The sequence below is a fragment of the Afipia sp. 1NLS2 genome (assembly GCF_000178995.1).
Lineage (GTDB): Bacteria > Pseudomonadota > Alphaproteobacteria > Rhizobiales > Xanthobacteraceae > Afipia.
Genome location: NZ_ADVZ01000004.1, coordinates 376,339 through 392,827, shown reverse-complemented (window position 1 = coordinate 392,827; position 16,489 = coordinate 376,339). Strand labels below are relative to the sequence as shown.

Below are 16,489 nucleotides of genomic sequence, written 5' to 3'. Positions count from 1 at the left end.
CATCAGGCTTGCGCGCGCAGTTCACGCGCGGCCGCAACCATGTTGACGAGCGCAGGCCGCACTTCATCCCACTTGCGGGTTTTCAATCCACAATCCGGATTGATCCAGAGTTGCGCATCGCTCAGGCGCTGGCGCGCCAGCACCAGCAGATGCTTCATCTCGCCGACCTCCGGCACGCGCGGCGAGTGGATGTCATAGACGCCCGGCCCAATCTCGTTCGGATAATGATAGGTCTTGAACGCATCGAGCAACTCCATCTTCGAGCGCGAGGTCTCGATGGAAATCACGTCGGCATCCATCGCGCCAATCGCATCGATGATATCGTTGAATTCCGAATAACACATATGGGTGTGGATCTGCGTCTCGTCGGCAACACCCGATGAACACAGCCGGAAGCCTTCCACCGCCCAGTCGAGATAGTGCTGCCATTGCGAACGCCGCAGCGGCAAGCCTTCGCGCAACGCCGCTTCGTCGATCTGGATCATCCGCGCCCCCTCCTTCTCCAGGTCCACGACCTCATCGCGGATCGCCAGCGCGATCTGCCGGCAAGCTTCGCTGCGCGGGATATCGTCGCGCACGAACGACCAGTTCAGGATCGTCACCGGGCCGGTCAGCATCGCCTTCATCGGCCGCTTGGTGAGCGACTGCGCATAGCGCCACCAGTCGACCGTCATCGGCTTGGGCCGAGAGACATCGCCGAACAGGATCGGTGGGCGCACATAGCGCGAGCCGTAGCTCTGCACCCAGCCATGCTTGGTGAAAGCAAAGCCGGACAATTGTTCGCCGAAATATTGCACCATGTCGTTGCGCTCGAATTCGCCGTGCACCAGCACGTCGAGTCCGATTTCCTCCTGCCAGCGCACGGCGCGCGCGGTTTCCTCTTTCAGGAACTGATCGTAATCCGCGTCCTTCAGCGTGCCCTTGGCATGCGCTGCACGTGCCTTGCGCACGTCCGCCGTCTGCGGGAACGAACCGATCGTCGTGGTCGGGAACAATGGCAGACCGAACTGCTTATGCTGGACTCCCGCACGCACATCGAACGGGCTGTGACGGCGGCGCATCTGATCGGTGATGCCGCTCATCCGCTCTGTCACGGCGCGATTGTGAATTTTTGACGATTCCTTGCGCTTGGCCGCCGCTGTCTTCGACGCTGCAATCCTGTCCGCGACCTCATCGCGTTGACCGGCAAGCGCGCGGCCGAGAACCGACAACTCGTCCATCTTCTGCAGGGAGAACGCGAGCCATTCTTTTACGTCGGTATCGAGAGCAGTTTCCGCATCGAGATCAATCGGCACATGCAGCATCGAGCAGGACGGCGCGATCTGCACTCTCTCGTGCCCAAGCGCGGTGACGACTGGCTCGAGCTTGTTCAGCAAAGTGGGCAAATTGGCCCGCCAGATGTTGCGGCCGTCGATGACGCCGAGTGACAGCGTGAGGTTTTTCGGAGCCTTCGCGACGACAACGGCGAACTGATCCGCGCCGCGCACCAGATCGATATGCAATCCCGCCACCGGCAACGACACAGCGGTGTCGCGGTTGTCGCCGAGATCGCCGAAATAGGTTGCCAGCATGATCTTGATCTGCGGCACAGCCTTTGCGAACACATCATAGGTGTGGCGCAGAGCCTGGCGCGCGGCATCGTCGAGATCGAGCACGAGGCACGGCTCATCGATCTGCACCCATTCCGCGCCTTCGGCAGCGAGGCGCTTCAGCACCTCGATGTAAACCGGCAGCAGACCGTCCAGCAGAGACAGCGCGTCAAGTGAGGCATCCTTGCTCTTGCCGAGCTTGAGGAACGTCACCGGACCAAGCAGCACCGGGCGCGTCTGATAACCGAGCGCCTTGGCTTCCTTGTACTCGTCAATCGGCTTGGTCGAGGACACCGCGAAAGTTTGCCCCTTTTTGAATTCCGGCACCATGTAGTGATAGTTGGTGTCGAACCATTTCGTCATCTCCTGCGCGGACACGCCGTGGTGATGATGCACATGGCCATGCGCGCAGGCCTCGCCCTCGCCTTCCGAGCCGCGCGCCATCGCAAAGTAGGTCGCCAGCGGCACGCTGCCGCCTGTCCAGCCGTAGATTTCAGGAATTGCACCAACCATCACGCTGGTGTCGAGCACATGGTCGTAGAGTGAGAAATCGTTGGATGGGATGACGCTGATGCCGCGCGCTTTCTGCCGCGCCCAGTTCGCGGCGCGCAGTTCAGCGGCGGTTGCGAGCAACGCGGTTTCATCGATCTTGCCCGCCCAGAAACTTTCCAGTGCGGTTTTCAGTTCGCGGCGCGGACCGATCCGCGGCGTACCGAGCGTTGCGACGGCGAGACGGACGGACGTTGATACATTCGACATGGCTTCGACCCCGAAATACGAGAAACGGCGGGGTGAAAGCGCGCGCTGACCTACCGAGGCGCGCAGGCACCTCAAGGACTACGCCCACCGGACACCCCGCCCGTGGAAACATCTCGTCGCGGCAGGTCTCCTGGCTTACGGGTCGCGGCCCACATCCGTCTTCCCAAAGCGAGACGCCTCAGTGACACGAATGGATGCAGGCTCGCCGCTCACAGTTGCGGGGGCAGCGCCGGATTAAGCGCATCAATGCTTCACCGGCTTCCCTCTTAGCTTCGCATCAACGCGATGACGAAGACCTCGACGGGTTGAAATATGGCGTGGAGAAAAAATCAGTCAACGCACGGAGGGTGGGATTATCGCTCGCCCTCGGTGGAATTCTGCCCATAGAACTTGACGCCAAGCTCGATCGGCTCCCGCCCGCAGGCCCGGCGGTGGGCATTGGTATCGCGCAGCGAATACACGCAGCCGCAATATTCCTGCTGGTAGAATTCCTCGCGCTTGCTGATGTCGATCATGCGGGCCGAACCGCCGCCCTTGCGCCAGTTGTAATCCCAATACACGACGCCGTCGTATTTCGCGGCCGCGCGTTTTCCGCAGTCGTTGATCTGCGCCATGTTCTTCCAGCGCGAGATGCCGAGCGAACTGGTGATGACTGGAAAGCCATGTTCATGCGCATACAGCGCGGTGCGCTCGAATCGCATGTCGAAGCACATGGTGCAGCGGGCACCGCGCTCCGGCTCCCACTCCATGCCCTTGGCCCGCGCGAACCAGTTGTCCTTGTCGTAGTCGGCATCGATGAAGCCGACGCCGTGCTTTTCGGCAAAACGCACGTTCTCATCCTTGCGCAACAGATATTCGCGCTCGGGATGAATGTTCGGGTTGTAGAAGAAGATGGTGTAATCGACGCCGGAAGCGAGCATCGCCTCCATCACCTCGCCCGAGCACGGCGCACAGCACGAATGCAGCAGAACCTTCTTCTGCCCACCCGGTGGATTGAGGATCGGTCGAACGAAATCATTCATCGCGTGGCTCGCCTGTCGAAGGCTCTATCTAATGAGAGTGTCCGCATCCGTAAAGCGCAGGCCGATTCGGCCATCTGGATGGAACAGCCATCGTTGCCGAATGGCCTTGGCCGCAGAACCAGAATCGCAGCAGTCTGCCAAGCGCTGAAAGGCTTGAGGTTTTCACCGCGCCACGGCGGCTTCCGGGGATAGCGGGGAGCATTTTAAAGTTTTCTTGACTCTTTCGGTCAAAGATCACCACATGTAGATGTCACGGTCCTGCTAGACCTCAAAATCTAGTGGGCTAAGAGGGAAGCCGGTGAACCGCACGTTTCGCGGAAATCCGGCGCTGCCCCCGCAACTGTCAGCAGCGAGCTGCTTCGCCATTACGTCACTGGCCTCGGCCGGGAAGACAAGAAGCCGCTACGACCTGCAAGCCAGGAGACCTGCCGCGACACCGAAAAAACGTCCACGGACGGGGTGTCCGGCGGTCGCCAGCAATCGGCTGTCCGCCGAACGCTCAAGCGCCTTCGACCCCCGCCTTCTGAAATCCGCATCACGGGGCTTGTCGATGTCGTTGAACCTGCAGACCGCCAAAACTGAAAAAGCACCGCTCATCCAGTTGAGCCTCGATTCCCTCGCGCCCTCGCCAAGCGAGCCGGCGATGCAGATCATCCGCCGCAACGGCACGGTGTCGCGCTTCGATCCCTCCAAGATTTCGATTGCGATGACGAAGGCGTTTCTCGCGGTCGAAGGACACACCGCAGCCGCCTCCCGCCGCGTGCATGAGGCGGTGGAGCAACTCACTCAAGAGGTCGTCGGCACCCTCACCCGCCGTCTCGGCGAAGGCCGCACCTTCCATATCGAGGACGTGCAGGATCAGGTCGAGCTCGCATTGATGCGCAGCGAGCACCACAAGGTCGCGCGAGCCTATGTGCTTTATCGCGAGGAGCGCGCCCGCGAGCGTGCGGCGGACAGGGCCAGCACAACCGTTTCATCGAACGAGCCGACGCTGCAGATGACGCTTGCGAACGGCGCTCGCGTGCCGCTCGACCTCAAGCGGTTCGAGCTCATCATCCGCGAAGCTTGCGAAGGGCTCGACGCCGTCGATCCTGCGCCGGTGCTCGCCGAGGCCCGCAGGAATCTTTACGACGGCATCAGCCAGGATGAACTCGCGCTCGCCTCCATCATGGCGGCGCGCACGCTGGTCGAACAGGAGCCGAACTACGCCTATGTCAGCGCGCGCCTGCTGCTCGACAAGCTGCGCAGCGAGGTTCTGAGCTTCGTGCACGGCACACCGACCAGCGCATCTCAATCCGACATGGCGACGCGCTATGCCGAATATTTCCCGGCCTACATCAAGACCGGCATCGAGGCCGAATTGCTCGACCCAGAATTGGGTCGGCACGATCTCGCCCGGCTCGCCAGCGCGCTGAAGCCCGAGCGCGACATGCTGTTCCAGTTTCTCGGCTTGCAGACGCTTTATGACCGCTATTTCCTGCACGTTCATGGCGCGCGCATCGAGCTGCCGCAGGCGTTCTTCATGCGCGTGGCGATGGGGCTTGCTATGCGCGAGATCGATCGCGAGGGACGCGCGATCGAATTCTATAATCTGTTGTCGTCGTTTGATTTTATGGCCTCGACACCGACGCTGTTCAATTCCGGCACGCTGCGGCCGCAACTCTCAAGCTGCTTCCTCACCACCGTCGCCGACGATCTCGACGGCATCTTCAAGGCGGTGAAGGACAACGCGCTGCTGGCGAAATATTCCGGCGGACTCGGCAACGACTGGACCCCGGTGCGGGGTCTTGGTGCCCACATCAAGGGCACCAATGGCGAAAGCCAGGGCGTGGTGCCGTTCCTGAAAGTCGCCAATGACACCGCGATCGCCGTCAACCAGGGCGGCAAGCGAAAGGGCGCGGTCTGCGCCTATCTCGAGACATGGCACATCGACATTGAGGAATTCCTCGACCTGCGCAAGAACACCGGCGACGACCGCCGCCGCACTCACGACATGAACACCGCGAACTGGGTACCCGACCTGTTCATGCAACGCGTCGAGCAGGATGGTGAGTGGACACTGTTCTCGCCGGATGAAACGCCGGAGCTGCACGACCTTTACGGCCCTCGCTTCAAGGCGGCTTATGAAGCCTACGAGGCGAAGGCCGCGCGCGGCGAAATGCGCGTGTTCAAGCAGGTTCGCGCCACCGATTTGTGGCGGCGCATGCTGACCATGCTGTTCGAAACCGGGCATCCGTGGATCACGTTCAAGGATCCATGCAACCTGCGTTCGCCGCAGCAGCATGTCGGCGTCGTACACTCCTCGAACCTGTGCACCGAGATCACGCTCAACACCTCGGCCGATGAAGTCGCCGTGTGCAACCTTGGCTCGATCAACCTCTTGAACCACACTACCCGCGAAGGACTCGATCAGAACAAGCTGAAGCGTACGATTACGACCGCCGTGCGGATGCTTGATAATGTGATCGACATCAACTTCTACACCATCCCCGAGGCGCGTCGCTCCAACCTGAAGCACCGCCCGGTCGGGCTCGGCCTGATGGGCTTCCAGGACGCGCTGCATGTCCAGCGCATTCCGATTGCGTCCGAAGCAGCCGTCGCCTTCGCCGACGCGAGCATGGAAATCATCAGCTATCACGCGATTTCTGCGTCCGCCGATCTTGCCGTTGAGCGCGGGCGCTATCCGTCCTTCGACGGTTCACTGTGGTCGCAGGGCATTTTGCCGATCGACTCCGTTGCGGTCCTGTCGAAATCACGCGACGGCACGGCGCTCAATGCGTCTATGACGCTCGACTGGACGGGCCTGCGCGAGCGCGTGCGCAAGGATGGCATGCGCAATTCCAACGTGATGGCGATTGCGCCGACGGCGACGATCTCCAACATCTGCGGCGTGGCGCAGTCGATCGAGCCGTCCTACCAGAACCTGTTCGTCAAATCGAACATGTCGGGCGACTTCACCGTGGTGAACGAGCACCTCGTGCGTGACCTCAAGTCGCGCGGCCTGTGGGATGAGGTGATGGTGTCCGACCTGAAATATTTCGATGGTAGCGTTGGTCAGATCGACCGGGTGCCGGACGATCTCAAGGCACTGTATGCGACCGCATTCGAGGTCGACACCTCATGGCTGATCGAATCCGCCGCGCGGCGGCAGAAATGGATCGATCAGGCACAATCGCTCAATCTCTACATCGCCAATCCGTCGGGCAAGAAGCTCGACCAGCTTTATCGCCTCGCGTGGCAGCTCGGCCTGAAGACCACCTATTACCTGCGTTCGCGCAGCGCCACCCATGTCGAGAAGTCGACACTGAAAGGTACCGACGGCAAGCTCAACGCGGTCTCCGCGTCGGGGATGCTCGCCCATGCGCCGATTATCGTTCCGAATGCCACGGCGCCCGACCTTGATGGCGTCAAGGCCTGCTCGATCGACAATCCCGACTGCGAAGCCTGCCAATAAGAACAAGAAAGGACACCACCATGCTCGACTGGTCAGATTCCACAACCGCACCTTCGCCCGCCGTCATGTTCAACGCCGAACAGCCATTAGAACAAACCGGCCTCGGCGCGATCGACCGCTCAGGCGGCCGCGTCTCGGTTGACGAAAAGCGGATGATCAACTGCCGCGCCGACGTCAATCAGCTGTTACCGTTGAAATACAAATGGGCGTGGGAGAAATATCTCGCAGGCTGCAACAACCACTGGATGCCGACCGAAGTCTCGATGCAGGCCGACATCGCGCTGTGGAAGTCCCGCGACGGCCTCACCGACGACGAGCGCCGCGCCATCAAGCGCAACCTCGGGTTCTTCGCAGCGTCCGAGAGCCTCGTCGCCAACAACATCGTGCTGGCGATCTATCGGCACCTCACAAACCCCGAATGCCGGCAATATCTGTTACGTCAGGCGTTCGAGGAAGCCGTGCACACCCACACCTTCCAGTACATCGTCGAAAGTCTCGGCCTCGACGAGGGCGAGCTGTTCAACATGTACCGCGAGGTACCGTCGATCACCGACAAGGCAGCATGGGCGCTCAAGCACACCCAAAATCTCGACAATCCGGATTTCTCCACCGGCACGCAGGAGGCCGATCAATCATTCCTGCGCGATCTCGTCGCCTTTTATGTCGTGTTCGAGGGCATGTGGTTCTACACCGGCTTCGCGCAAATTCTCTCGCTCGGACGTCGCAACAAGATGGTCGGCATCGCCGAGCAGTACCAGTACATCCTGCGCGACGAGAGCATTCACCTTAATTTCGGCATCGACGTCATCAATCAGATCAAGCTGGAAAACCAGCATCTGTGGACCAAGGCGTTCCAGGAAGATGTGCGCGGCATGATCCGCGATGCCGCCGAACTGGAAGCCGCCTATGGCCGGGACACCATGCCGCGCGGCTTCCTCGGGCTGAACGCTGCGTTGTGCGAGCAATACATGCACTTCATCGCCAACCGGCGTTGCGCGCAGATCGGCCTCACGCCGGTATTCCCTGAAACGGAGAATCCTTTTCCGTGGATGTCGGAAGCGATGGACCTCAAGAAGGAAAAGAACTTCTTTGAGACGCGCGTGATCGAGTATCAGAACGGCGGCGCGCTGAGCTGGGAATGAAGTACCTGCAAGTGGGTTCACTTGCGGAAACAAAAAAGATTGCCTGGCTCGGCCATTGCATCGCCGCGCTGGCCCATTCTCCCGCTACCGCGCTTGTATCCAGCGCAACCGCTTCGCCGAAGCTGTTGCGCTGGATAGCGACTCTCTGTCCTGGTCCATCATTTGCGCGCCGACTTCCGGTTCTTATCCGGATTTAGGTCGGCAGATGGCGGCTCGAACGGGTTTAGCTTTTTGAGCAGCGGGATCATGATTTGACTCGCACGGCGTCGATGTTCGGCAGCATTCTCAGACGCGGCACGCGCGTGGCCAGTGCGGATCGCTTCAATGATGGCGCGGTGCTCGGTCGCCGCGTTTGATGGCTTCGGCCTGAGGCGCAACGTGAGTAGTCTTGTCCGATGGGTCTGGTCACGAATTGTGCCCGCCATCCGCGCCAGGCGGCTATTGCCGCATTCTCCTGTCAAGATTCTATGGAATTGATCATCGGCGGCAGCCCACCGGTCAAGGTCGTCCGTCTTGAGCGCCGTTTCCATGGATCTCGTTTCCGCGCTCAGCCGATCAAGGATCTTGGTCTTGGTTGCAGAAGGGGTTTGCAATGCCAGAACCTCGGCCGCCATCCCCTCCAGCGCGATGGTGAGTTCATAGATTTCTCGAATATCGGAAGAGGAGATTGCGCAGACAAGAATTCCCTTTCGCGGTTGAACCGCCACAAGCCCCTCGGCCTGCAAACGGATTGCGGCTTCGTGCACAGGAGTGCGACTCATCCCGAGTTGAGACGCGACGTCGCTCTCCGCGGCCTGATAGCCCGGCGGGAATGTATTACTCAAGATCGCGGCCTTAAGCGCGACATAGGCGCTTTCCACCAAGGAAGCCTTGGGAGCCGTGCCGGGTGCCGGGTGGCTTTTCAAAATCAAGGCGGTCAACGGCACTACCTTTCCTCTAACTTGGGAGATGTCCCCTGCATTATGCCGCCAGTTGACAATCGAACAACTCGCCGTCAGGCTTGTATGCATTCTTGCATACAATAAAAGCAAGAGCAAAGAAGACGGGCACTGCTCCACAGGGAACCAGGAGGGAATGATCATGATGAAATTCAAGGTCTTATTGGCAGGCTGCCTTCTCGCACTATCACTCATGCCTGCCGCGGCTGAAACCAACCAGATTCGTGCCTCTAAACAATATGGTTTGAGCTACTTGCCGCTGATGATCATGGAAGATCAAAAGCTCGTCGAAAAACACGCGGCCGCTCTTGGTCTTAATGATATACAGGTCTCATGGGTCACGCTCGGCGGATCGAACGCCATGAATGATGCGCTTTTGTCCGGCGGTTTGGACTTTGGCGCAGGCGGTGTCCCGAACCTCGTGACGCTCTGGGCAAAAACGCGCAACACGCCAACAGCCATTCACGGCGTGGCCGCACTTAACGACATGCCGGTCGATCTTGTTTCCTCAAATTCGAATGTAAAAAAGCTGCCCGATTTTTCAGAGAAGGACAAGATCGCAGTCACCTCGGTGAAAATATCGACCCAAGCACTGCTGTTGCAGATGGCGTGCGCCAAACAATTCGGTGAAGCCAATTTTGCCAAGTACGACTCGCTGACCGTCTCGATGCCGCATCCCGAGGCGATGACCGCCCTCATGTCTGGCGGCATCGGCATTAACGCCCACTTCTCTTCGCCGCCGTTCCAGTACACAGAACTTGCCGACCCCAAAATTCACAAGGTTCTGAATAATTACGAGATCCTGGGCGGTCCGGCGACATTCAATGTCATATGGGCCACCAGCAAATTCAGGAATGAGAACCCGAAGGCGTATCAGGCCTTCTTTGACGCATTGAAAGAGTCGATCGACATTATCAACAAAGACAAGAAGAAGGCAGCCGAGACATACAAGCGAATGGCTCATACACAGGAAACGGTCGAGTTTCTTCTGGGCATTTTGAACGACCCGCTGGTGACGAACACGATCGAGCCGCACAAGACTCTGCCGATTGCGCAATTCCTCGCCAAAGTGAAGCGCATTCCAGTTGCGCCGACGAAGTGGCAGGACATCTGGTTTCCCGAAATTCACAGCCTCAAGGGCAGCTGATGTTGCCCTGATCATGATCGCCGGCGCGAAAACCTCGCGTCAGTTTGGTCAGAGCTAAACGCACAAAATACCAATCGGATGAAAGAACAATAATATGAAGACGTACAATATTGCCGCCATCCCCGGTGACGGCATCGGCACCGAAGTCATCTCCGCAGGTGTCGAAGTCCTGAACGCCGTCGCAAAGTGGGATGGTAAGTTCAAGTTTGCGTTCGACCATTTCGATTGGGGTGGAGAATATTACAAGAAGCATGGCCGGATGATGCCGGAGAATGGCCGGGATCTCATTCGAAATCACGATGCCATATTGTTCGGCTCGGCCGGGCATCCGGAAATTCCAGATCACATCACGTTGTGGGGACTTCGCATCGCGATTTGCCAGCCTTTCGATCAGTACGCCAATGTGAGACCGACCCGCATTTTGCCGGGCATTACATCTCCGCTACGTAAGGTCGCCGGAAAAGAACTTAATTGGGTTATCATTCGTGAGAATTCGGAAGGCGAGTATGCCGGCGTCGGCGGGCGTGTCCATCAGGGACTGCCAATCGAAGCCGCCACTGACGTTTCGATGTTCACGCGCATCGGCGTCGAGCGCATCATACGTTTCGCATTTCGTCTCGCTCAATCTCGTCCGCGCAAGCTTCTGACAGTCGTAACCAAGTCGAATGCGCAACGCCATGCCATGGTGATGTGGGATGAAATCGCTCTACAGGTTTCGAAAGAATTTCCTGATGTAACCTGGGATCGCATGCTGGTTGATGCCATGACAGTTCGCATGGTGATGCAACCAGAATCGCTGGACACGATCGTCGCAACAAATCTTCACGCCGATATTCTGTCCGATCTCGCTGCAGCGTTGGCTGGATCACTTGGCATCGCGCCCACAGCAAACCTCAACCCTGAACGCACTTTCCCATCCATGTTCGAACCCATCCACGGCTCCGCGTTCGACATCACCGGCAAAGGCGTTGCCAATCCTCTCGGGACTATATGGTGCTCCGCGATGATGCTTGAACATCTCGGTCAAATACCGGCTGCGGACGCTCTCATGAAGGCGATCGAGCGCGTCACAGCCAACCCACATCTGCACACGCCCGACCTGGGCGGCAAAGCGACCACGGCAGATGTTACATCCGGCGTCATAGAGGCTGTCCGTGGCTTGAACGGTTAAGTCATTCACTGCGACATCAAGGCGAAGCAGTAATCAGTTGACGCTGGTTTCAACTAAAACGCCCTACTCGCAATGCTCCACAACGCTTTTCAAATCTTCAAGTTCGATCTCATTGAGTTGCTGCTGGGGAGCAATTGCCGTTCCCACCTCATAACCCTTGAATTCCAGCGCAGCCTTCATACACGCGGCAAGATTATATTTTTCAAAAGCCTCATTGAGCGACCACAATCGCCTCTGCAGGGCCACAGCTTCAGACCACCGCCCGGAGATGCACGCGTCGTACAATTCGATCGATTGTTTTGGAGCCACGCAGGCCGGGCCTGCCATCCACCCCTTCCCGCCCATCATCATCACCGCCGCTGGGATGTGAGAAGACGCAGAGAAAATATCGAGACGCCCTTCGATTCGATTTAGGAGCGACAGCAACCTACCGGTATTGCTTGATGCATCCTTGAGCGCGACGATATTTTCCAAATCCGACAGCTCATTCAGAACCTCTATCGACAAGGTCGCCTTTTGGTAATTCGGATTCGTATAGATAACGATGGGAAGCTCGACGGCTTTGGCGACTGACGTGAAATAATCGACAACCCCGCGATGATTTATCGGGAAATAGGCGTCGATGGCCACAACCAGCCCATCGACGCCAGCTTTCTCACAGGCCTTCGCCTGACGGACCGCATCTGCAATGGTCGTGGCGGAGACACCTGCCAGGACAGGGACCCGCCGCTTCGCCGCAGCGACAACAGATTCAACCATCGCAATTTTTTGAGATGCCGTCAGGTAAGCGAATTCTCCCGTCGATCCCAAGGCGGCCAACCCGTGTACGCCAGCGGCAATCAGATCGTCACAGAGCTTAAAAACAATAGCACTGTTGACGTTCTGCTTGTTATCCAATGGCGTCACCAGGTATGGGAACACGCCCCGGAATCTCTCGGTCTTCATGATCGCTCTTTCTTTTTTGACGTTAGAGTTGCCGGTCTTCAGCGAGTGCACGCTCATAGGCTTGCCTGTCGAAACCGCCTTCCCAAACTGAAATCGCGACCGTCGCCAGCGCATTCCCGATCGTATTGGTGACGGCACGCGCCTCATTCATGAACCGGTCAACACCGAGCAACAGGGCCAATCCTGCAACCGGTATCGCATTGGTCGTGGAAAGCGTTGCCGCCAAGGCGATGAAGGCAGCGCCAGCAACGCCAGCGGATCCTTTGCTCGTCAGAAGCAGCACGGCGAGCAAGCCTAACTGCTGAATTAAATCGAGCGGGGTATTCGTCGCTTGAGCGATGAATATCACAGCCAGGCTGAGATAGATCGCACTACCATCAGGATTGAAGGTAATACCGGCCGGCATCACCAGACCGACAATCGGCTTCGGGCATCCACACCGCTCGAGCTTTTCGATTAATTGTGGAAGCACACTCTCTGACGAACAAGTACCCAGTACGACCGCAATCTCGGCACGGATAAATCTCAAGAATGGCAGAATCTGAATCTTGCAAAGCTTCGCAATTCCACCGAGCACAACAAGAACGAACAGGATGGATGTGCCATAGACGCAGGCAACGAGCTTGGCCAACGACAGAAGCGAGCCGAGGCCATACTTTCCAACTGTGAACGCCATCGCGCCAAACGCGCCGATCGGCGCAAGCCACATCACCATGGCCATGACGCCGAACAGTGCGCTCAAGACGCCGTCAAGCGCATCCACGGCGTGCTGCGTTGCCTTTCGGTGAAGCGAAAGGCCAATTCCGAAAAGAACAGCGAAAACAAGAACCGGAAGAATATCGCCATTCGAGAACGCCCTCACGATGTTGTCGGGCACTAGGTGGAAGATGGAATCGAATATCGATGTCGCCGACTTGCTAAACCCCGCGATTGATTTCGTGTCGATCGTGGCCGGATCAACATTCAGACCCGCACCGGGCGCAAAAACATTGCCAACGATCATCCCAATGATCAGCGCAGCGGTCGACGCAAGTTCAAAGTAGAGAATCGTCTTAATACCGACTCTTCCCAATTCCTTGATGTCCGTCATACGGGCGATGCCGACAGCGATTGTCGCAAAGACGATCGGCACAAGCAGCATCTTGACGCAGCGAATGAAAAAGTCGCCTAAGCTCTTTAAAGGAACGGCGACCGATGGAAATAGCCATCCGACCAAGATTCCAGCCGTTACGCCGATCAAGACCTGGAAATATAAAGACCCAAACAAACTTCCTTTGCGAGCCTGTTTTATTTCGCCCGCACTCTCAGAAATCACCGTCATTGTTTCCCCCTCCCTGTTTAATTAGGCACTTAGTGGTTGAGCGCCTATCTCCTGCCGTGAAGACACCTTCCCAAACAAAGTTCGCAAATCGAAATCGGCTGATCCGACCATCTCCGGATCGGGGCTGATGCCCTGCTCCAGAATCTTGCGCGCGAGTGCGTGGTCGCCAGGACGATTGATCGACTCGACGCTGACCAGCTGCCCCTCGCGGTACCCGAAGATTGAGAATTTTCCCGCTATGTCGGACCTTCGGGTGACGAACGAATTCGCATCACCTGACAGACCGGCGATCTGCAATTTATTCGGGCCCTGATCGCTCCAGAACCACGGAATTTTCCTGTAAGGATTGCCTTCCCGGCCTAGCAGGCGATGGGCGAGATATCGCCCTTGGTCCGAGGCATTTTGAACCGATGTGATCCGACTGTGCGATTTTCCATCAACGGCCGGAAAGGCTGCGCAATCCCCGATTGCGAAAATGTTCGGATCGCTCGTGGCAAGAAATTCATTCACGACAACCCCATTTGAGCAAAACAGCCCCGCCTGCAGCGCCAACTCTACATTCGGTTTCGTGCCGACACCTGAAAGAACGAGATCCGCAGGCATCTCGCCCCCGTCCTGCAACCCGACAGATTCGATTTTGCCATTACGCTTGCAGAGCGAGATCGCAGAATTTCGAAAATGAAATGCCACGCCCGCCTTCGCCAACTCATCCCGAAAGTACATGGACGTACTTTGCGATACACTCCGTTCCATCGGCCTTGACGCGTTGTCGACGATAGAAACGGAAATCGATTTTGAGATCGCACCTGCTGCGAACTCCATGCCGATAAATCCCGCGCCGATAACTGCAATGCGCCGCGCTTCGCTCAGGCGGCGCCTCAAACTGATGGCGGCGTCCAGACTATCGAGATACGCAACGTCCCCGTCGTCACCCGGAAGCGAGATGCGGATCGCCGACGTGCCCGTGGCTAGAACGAGCACGTCATAAGGAATTCGCTCCCCCGATTTTGTAAGGACGACTTGCGAATTCCGGTCGATCGCACCGACCGAATCCGGAACAAGCACAACATTTCCGTTCTCGAAAAATTCTTTTGGCTGGAAAAACAAGTCTTCATGTCTTCCATCACTCATATATTTCTTCGAAAGCGGCGGCCTTTGATAAGGCAGATGATCTTCACGGTTGACCAAGACAATCCGGCCATCGAAGCCGGCATCGGCCAATGCATTCGCCAGACTGAAGCCTGCGTGACCTGCCCCCACAATCACAACATCTCGTATGGCGTTCATGATGACGGCCTCTAGAATTGAGATTCGGGAATACGGACCACAATTCCCTCCAGAGAATCCGTAATTGCGATCTGGCACGCCAGGCGGCTTTCCGGCTTGCGCTCGGCTACCACCGCTTCAAGCATCTCATCTTCGGAGCTGGAGGCAGCCGGAATCATGCCATCGGCATTGTCGACGTAAACGTGACACGTCGCGCAAGACAGCGTACCGCCGCATTCCGCTTCGATACCCTTGATCCCGGCTCGCTTTGCGGCCGTCATCAGGGTCGCGCCGACCTCGCAATCGACCCGCGACTCAACTCCGAACTTATCGATGAAATTAACCGTCGGCATTCACTGCTCCATATCGGCCGGGACTGAACGAAGCATCCTCGAGGATCTTCCCCTGTAGCGGCTTCTTCGCGGCCTGCTCCTTGGTCAGGATCGCGAACGCTTCGGACGCGTCCAATCCATGCTCCGCAATAAGGTCGGAGCAGTATTCGAGGAGCTCATCTGCGCTGTTGTGAACTTTCAGCAGCTTGTAAATGTCATCGGCGTGAAGCCCCATGCTTTCACCGATAATCTCCATGACGTTTATGATCTCGAAGGAATACACACCGTCGAATTCGCAAATCTCCCGATGACAGGCATGGAAGACTGTTGCCAGTGTCGTCACCTTGGCCTCAGCGGCGGCATGAAATTCCGTATCTCGCAGATAAGTCTTGAAATTCGGCGTCACGCTCAGGTAGTTCGACATCAAACCGACCCTGGGAACGTCGAGTTCGACGACCTCTACGCCTGGAATGCTGGAAAGTATTTTCTTCACGGCCGTCATGACCCGCGGATAACCGGGGCGTTCGTTCAAGGCGACGCGTTTTTCCACCCGATACTTGAAGAGCGGGATCAACTGATCGAGCCGCCGCTCCAGCCAAACGAAAAACATCTCAAGCTGAAAATTATTCTCCGGCTCGATCTTATTGAGGTTCGGAATGATCACGTCCTCAAATTGCGACTGGCAACTCGGGCACCACGATATTTTTTCGCGCGAATCCTGTTTTTCGATTTTCTTTAAGGTCGAAAGCCCGGCCCGACCCGAGCTTTCGCCGTCGCCGGCACGAAACTGATTTATGCCGCAACAGGCGGAAGGCCCGCCCACCAAACGGCATGTCACATCCATATGCCGCAAGACTTCCAGCACCAGCACCAGAATGTGCGGTGACTTGTAGAGGTTGCATCCGGTGTAGAGGGTTATATCGGCCGGCTCATTTGAGGCGAGCGGACCGGGATCCTCCAATGCCGCAAGTTGCGCCGAGGTCAATTGCAACCGGCTGACCGTGCGAAGCGATTGTGCCATTCCCCGAAATGCGGCAATGGCATTTTTTCGGACCTGATCGCCACCCTCTCTCACAACCCTGGCGTAGTTCGCCAGTTTTAACATCGAGCGGGGATTTACCGCATAATCGCAGGCGCTGATGCAGTAGCCGCTGCCGGAACAAGCAGCCGCCCATTTTTCGGATGCAGCCGAGCCTTCCCCGCCCCGCAATTGCTCGACAATTCCCGCCAGGACAAGCCTGGGGTCCTCATTGGCGAGTCCGATGGGATCAACCATCGGGCATGCCTCAAAGCATTTGCCGCACTGCGTGCATGCCGCCGCCATTTCGTCCATGCGTAATTGCAGCGCTTCGGTAAAGTCCATCAGATCCAACTTTGTCTTCAAGCGGTTTCCGCTCATGCAC

General features: G+C 57.6%; 12 protein-coding genes, 1 pseudogene and 2 riboswitches. Of the genes and pseudogenes, 4 read left to right on the top strand and 9 right to left on the bottom strand.

Features of this window, described 5'->3' with window-relative positions; all coding sequences use genetic code 11:
- Positions 1–2: 2 nt before the first annotated feature.
- Both metE and AFIDRAFT_RS15955 read right to left on the bottom strand, forming a co-directional pair.
- Positions 3–2,348 (bottom strand): 5-methyltetrahydropteroyltriglutamate--homocysteine S-methyltransferase, encoded by a 2,346-nt coding sequence (metE, locus tag AFIDRAFT_RS15960; RefSeq protein ID WP_009340618.1) that lies wholly within the window; start codon positions 2,346–2,348, stop codon positions 3–5.
- Between the two features lie 103 nt (positions 2,349–2,451).
- A riboswitch (cobalamin riboswitch) is annotated at positions 2,452–2,663 on the bottom strand.
- 38 nt (positions 2,664–2,701) lie between these two features.
- Complete coding sequence (locus AFIDRAFT_RS15955) at positions 2,702–3,370, bottom strand: epoxyqueuosine reductase QueH (protein ID WP_009340616.1); 669 nt, start codon at positions 3,368–3,370, stop codon at positions 2,702–2,704.
- 236 nt (positions 3,371–3,606) lie between these two features.
- Positions 3,607–3,817, top strand: a riboswitch (cobalamin riboswitch).
- A gap of 103 nt (positions 3,818–3,920) precedes the next feature.
- Between AFIDRAFT_RS15955 and AFIDRAFT_RS15950 the strand changes: the two genes are divergently transcribed.
- Positions 3,921–6,824, top strand: coding sequence for a ribonucleoside-diphosphate reductase subunit alpha (locus AFIDRAFT_RS15950; protein ID WP_009340614.1), 2,904 nt, complete (start codon positions 3,921–3,923; stop codon positions 6,822–6,824).
- Positions 6,825–6,844: 20 nt separating this feature from the next.
- Positions 6,845–7,966 (top strand): ribonucleotide-diphosphate reductase subunit beta, encoded by a 1,122-nt coding sequence (locus tag AFIDRAFT_RS15945; protein WP_009340611.1) that lies wholly within the window; start codon positions 6,845–6,847, stop codon positions 7,964–7,966.
- A 17-nt stretch (positions 7,967–7,983) separates the two neighbouring features.
- On the opposite strand, the pseudogene AFIDRAFT_RS20285 reads toward AFIDRAFT_RS15945, so the two are convergent.
- Together AFIDRAFT_RS20285 and AFIDRAFT_RS15940 are read right to left on the bottom strand one after the other, a co-directional pair.
- A pseudogene (locus AFIDRAFT_RS20285) lies at positions 7,984–8,120 on the bottom strand (peptidase M14); the annotation flags it as partial.
- 4 nt (positions 8,121–8,124) lie between these two features.
- On the bottom strand, positions 8,125–8,892 hold the full coding sequence (locus tag AFIDRAFT_RS15940) for a GntR family transcriptional regulator (protein ID WP_009340609.1): 768 nt from the start codon (positions 8,890–8,892) through the stop codon (positions 8,125–8,127).
- A 154-nt stretch (positions 8,893–9,046) separates the two neighbouring features.
- Here AFIDRAFT_RS15940 and AFIDRAFT_RS15935 point away from each other — a divergent pair, with 154 nt between their 5' ends.
- On the top strand, positions 9,047–10,051 hold the full coding sequence (locus tag AFIDRAFT_RS15935; protein WP_009340607.1) for an ABC transporter substrate-binding protein: 1,005 nt from the start codon (positions 9,047–9,049) through the stop codon (positions 10,049–10,051).
- 94 nt (positions 10,052–10,145) lie between these two features.
- Positions 10,146–11,222 carry a tartrate dehydrogenase gene (locus tag AFIDRAFT_RS15930; RefSeq protein ID WP_009340606.1) on the top strand — a complete coding sequence of 359 codons (1,077 nt, stop codon included), beginning with the start codon at positions 10,146–10,148 and terminating at the stop codon, positions 11,220–11,222.
- A gap of 63 nt (positions 11,223–11,285) precedes the next feature.
- Here AFIDRAFT_RS15930 and AFIDRAFT_RS15925 read toward each other — a convergent pair whose 3' ends face one another.
- The 5 genes from AFIDRAFT_RS15925 to AFIDRAFT_RS15905 are packed head-to-tail and all read right to left on the bottom strand — an operon-like array spanning position 11,286 to position 16,485.
- Positions 11,286–12,224 carry a dihydrodipicolinate synthase family protein gene (locus AFIDRAFT_RS15925; RefSeq protein ID WP_009340605.1) on the bottom strand — a complete coding sequence of 313 codons (939 nt, stop codon included), beginning with the start codon at positions 12,222–12,224 and terminating at the stop codon, positions 11,286–11,288.
- Entirely contained in the window at positions 12,190–13,488 is a 1,299-nt protein-coding gene (dctA, locus tag AFIDRAFT_RS15920; protein ID WP_009340604.1) for a C4-dicarboxylate transporter DctA, read from the bottom strand. The genes AFIDRAFT_RS15925 and dctA overlap by 35 nt, the downstream gene beginning before the upstream one ends.
- A 21-nt stretch (positions 13,489–13,509) precedes the next feature.
- The gene (locus AFIDRAFT_RS15915) at positions 13,510–14,775 is read right to left on the bottom strand and encodes an NAD(P)/FAD-dependent oxidoreductase (protein ID WP_009340603.1); all 1,266 of its coding nucleotides are present in this window, start codon (positions 14,773–14,775) and stop codon (positions 13,510–13,512) included.
- Positions 14,776–14,786: 11 nt separating this feature from the next.
- Positions 14,787–15,107, bottom strand: a complete 321-nt coding sequence (locus AFIDRAFT_RS15910; protein ID WP_009340602.1) for a 2Fe-2S iron-sulfur cluster-binding protein — start codon at positions 15,105–15,107, stop codon at positions 14,787–14,789.
- Positions 15,094–16,485 (bottom strand): 4Fe-4S dicluster domain-containing protein, encoded by a 1,392-nt coding sequence (locus AFIDRAFT_RS15905; RefSeq protein WP_009340601.1) that lies wholly within the window; start codon positions 16,483–16,485, stop codon positions 15,094–15,096. The genes AFIDRAFT_RS15910 and AFIDRAFT_RS15905 overlap by 14 nt, the downstream gene beginning before the upstream one ends.
- Positions 16,486–16,489: the final 4 nt, after the last annotated feature.

Excerpts from the sequence above, each read along its gene's own strand:
- AFIDRAFT_RS15950 (WP_009340614.1), top strand. The coding sequence starts at position 3,921 with ATGTCGTTGAACCTGCAGACCGCCAAAACTGAAAAAGCACCGCTCATC.
- AFIDRAFT_RS15955 (WP_009340616.1), bottom strand. The coding sequence starts at position 3,370 with ATGAATGATTTCGTTCGACCGATCCTCAATCCACCGGGTGGGCAGAAG.
- metE (WP_009340618.1), bottom strand. The coding sequence starts at position 2,348 with ATGTCGAATGTATCAACGTCCGTCCGTCTCGCCGTCGCAACGCTCGGT.
- AFIDRAFT_RS15945 (WP_009340611.1), top strand. The coding sequence starts at position 6,845 with ATGCTCGACTGGTCAGATTCCACAACCGCACCTTCGCCCGCCGTCATG.
- AFIDRAFT_RS15910 (WP_009340602.1), bottom strand. The coding sequence starts at position 15,107 with ATGCCGACGGTTAATTTCATCGATAAGTTCGGAGTTGAGTCGCGGGTC.
- AFIDRAFT_RS15935 (WP_009340607.1), top strand. The coding sequence starts at position 9,047 with ATGATGAAATTCAAGGTCTTATTGGCAGGCTGCCTTCTCGCACTATCA.
- dctA (WP_009340604.1), bottom strand. The coding sequence starts at position 13,488 with ATGACGGTGATTTCTGAGAGTGCGGGCGAAATAAAACAGGCTCGCAAA.
- AFIDRAFT_RS15930 (WP_009340606.1), top strand. The coding sequence starts at position 10,146 with ATGAAGACGTACAATATTGCCGCCATCCCCGGTGACGGCATCGGCACC.
- AFIDRAFT_RS15905 (WP_009340601.1), bottom strand. The coding sequence starts at position 16,485 with ATGAGCGGAAACCGCTTGAAGACAAAGTTGGATCTGATGGACTTTACC.
- AFIDRAFT_RS15915 (WP_009340603.1), bottom strand. The coding sequence starts at position 14,775 with ATGAACGCCATACGAGATGTTGTGATTGTGGGGGCAGGTCACGCAGGC.
- AFIDRAFT_RS15925 (WP_009340605.1), bottom strand. The coding sequence starts at position 12,224 with ATGAGCGTGCACTCGCTGAAGACCGGCAACTCTAACGTCAAAAAAGAA.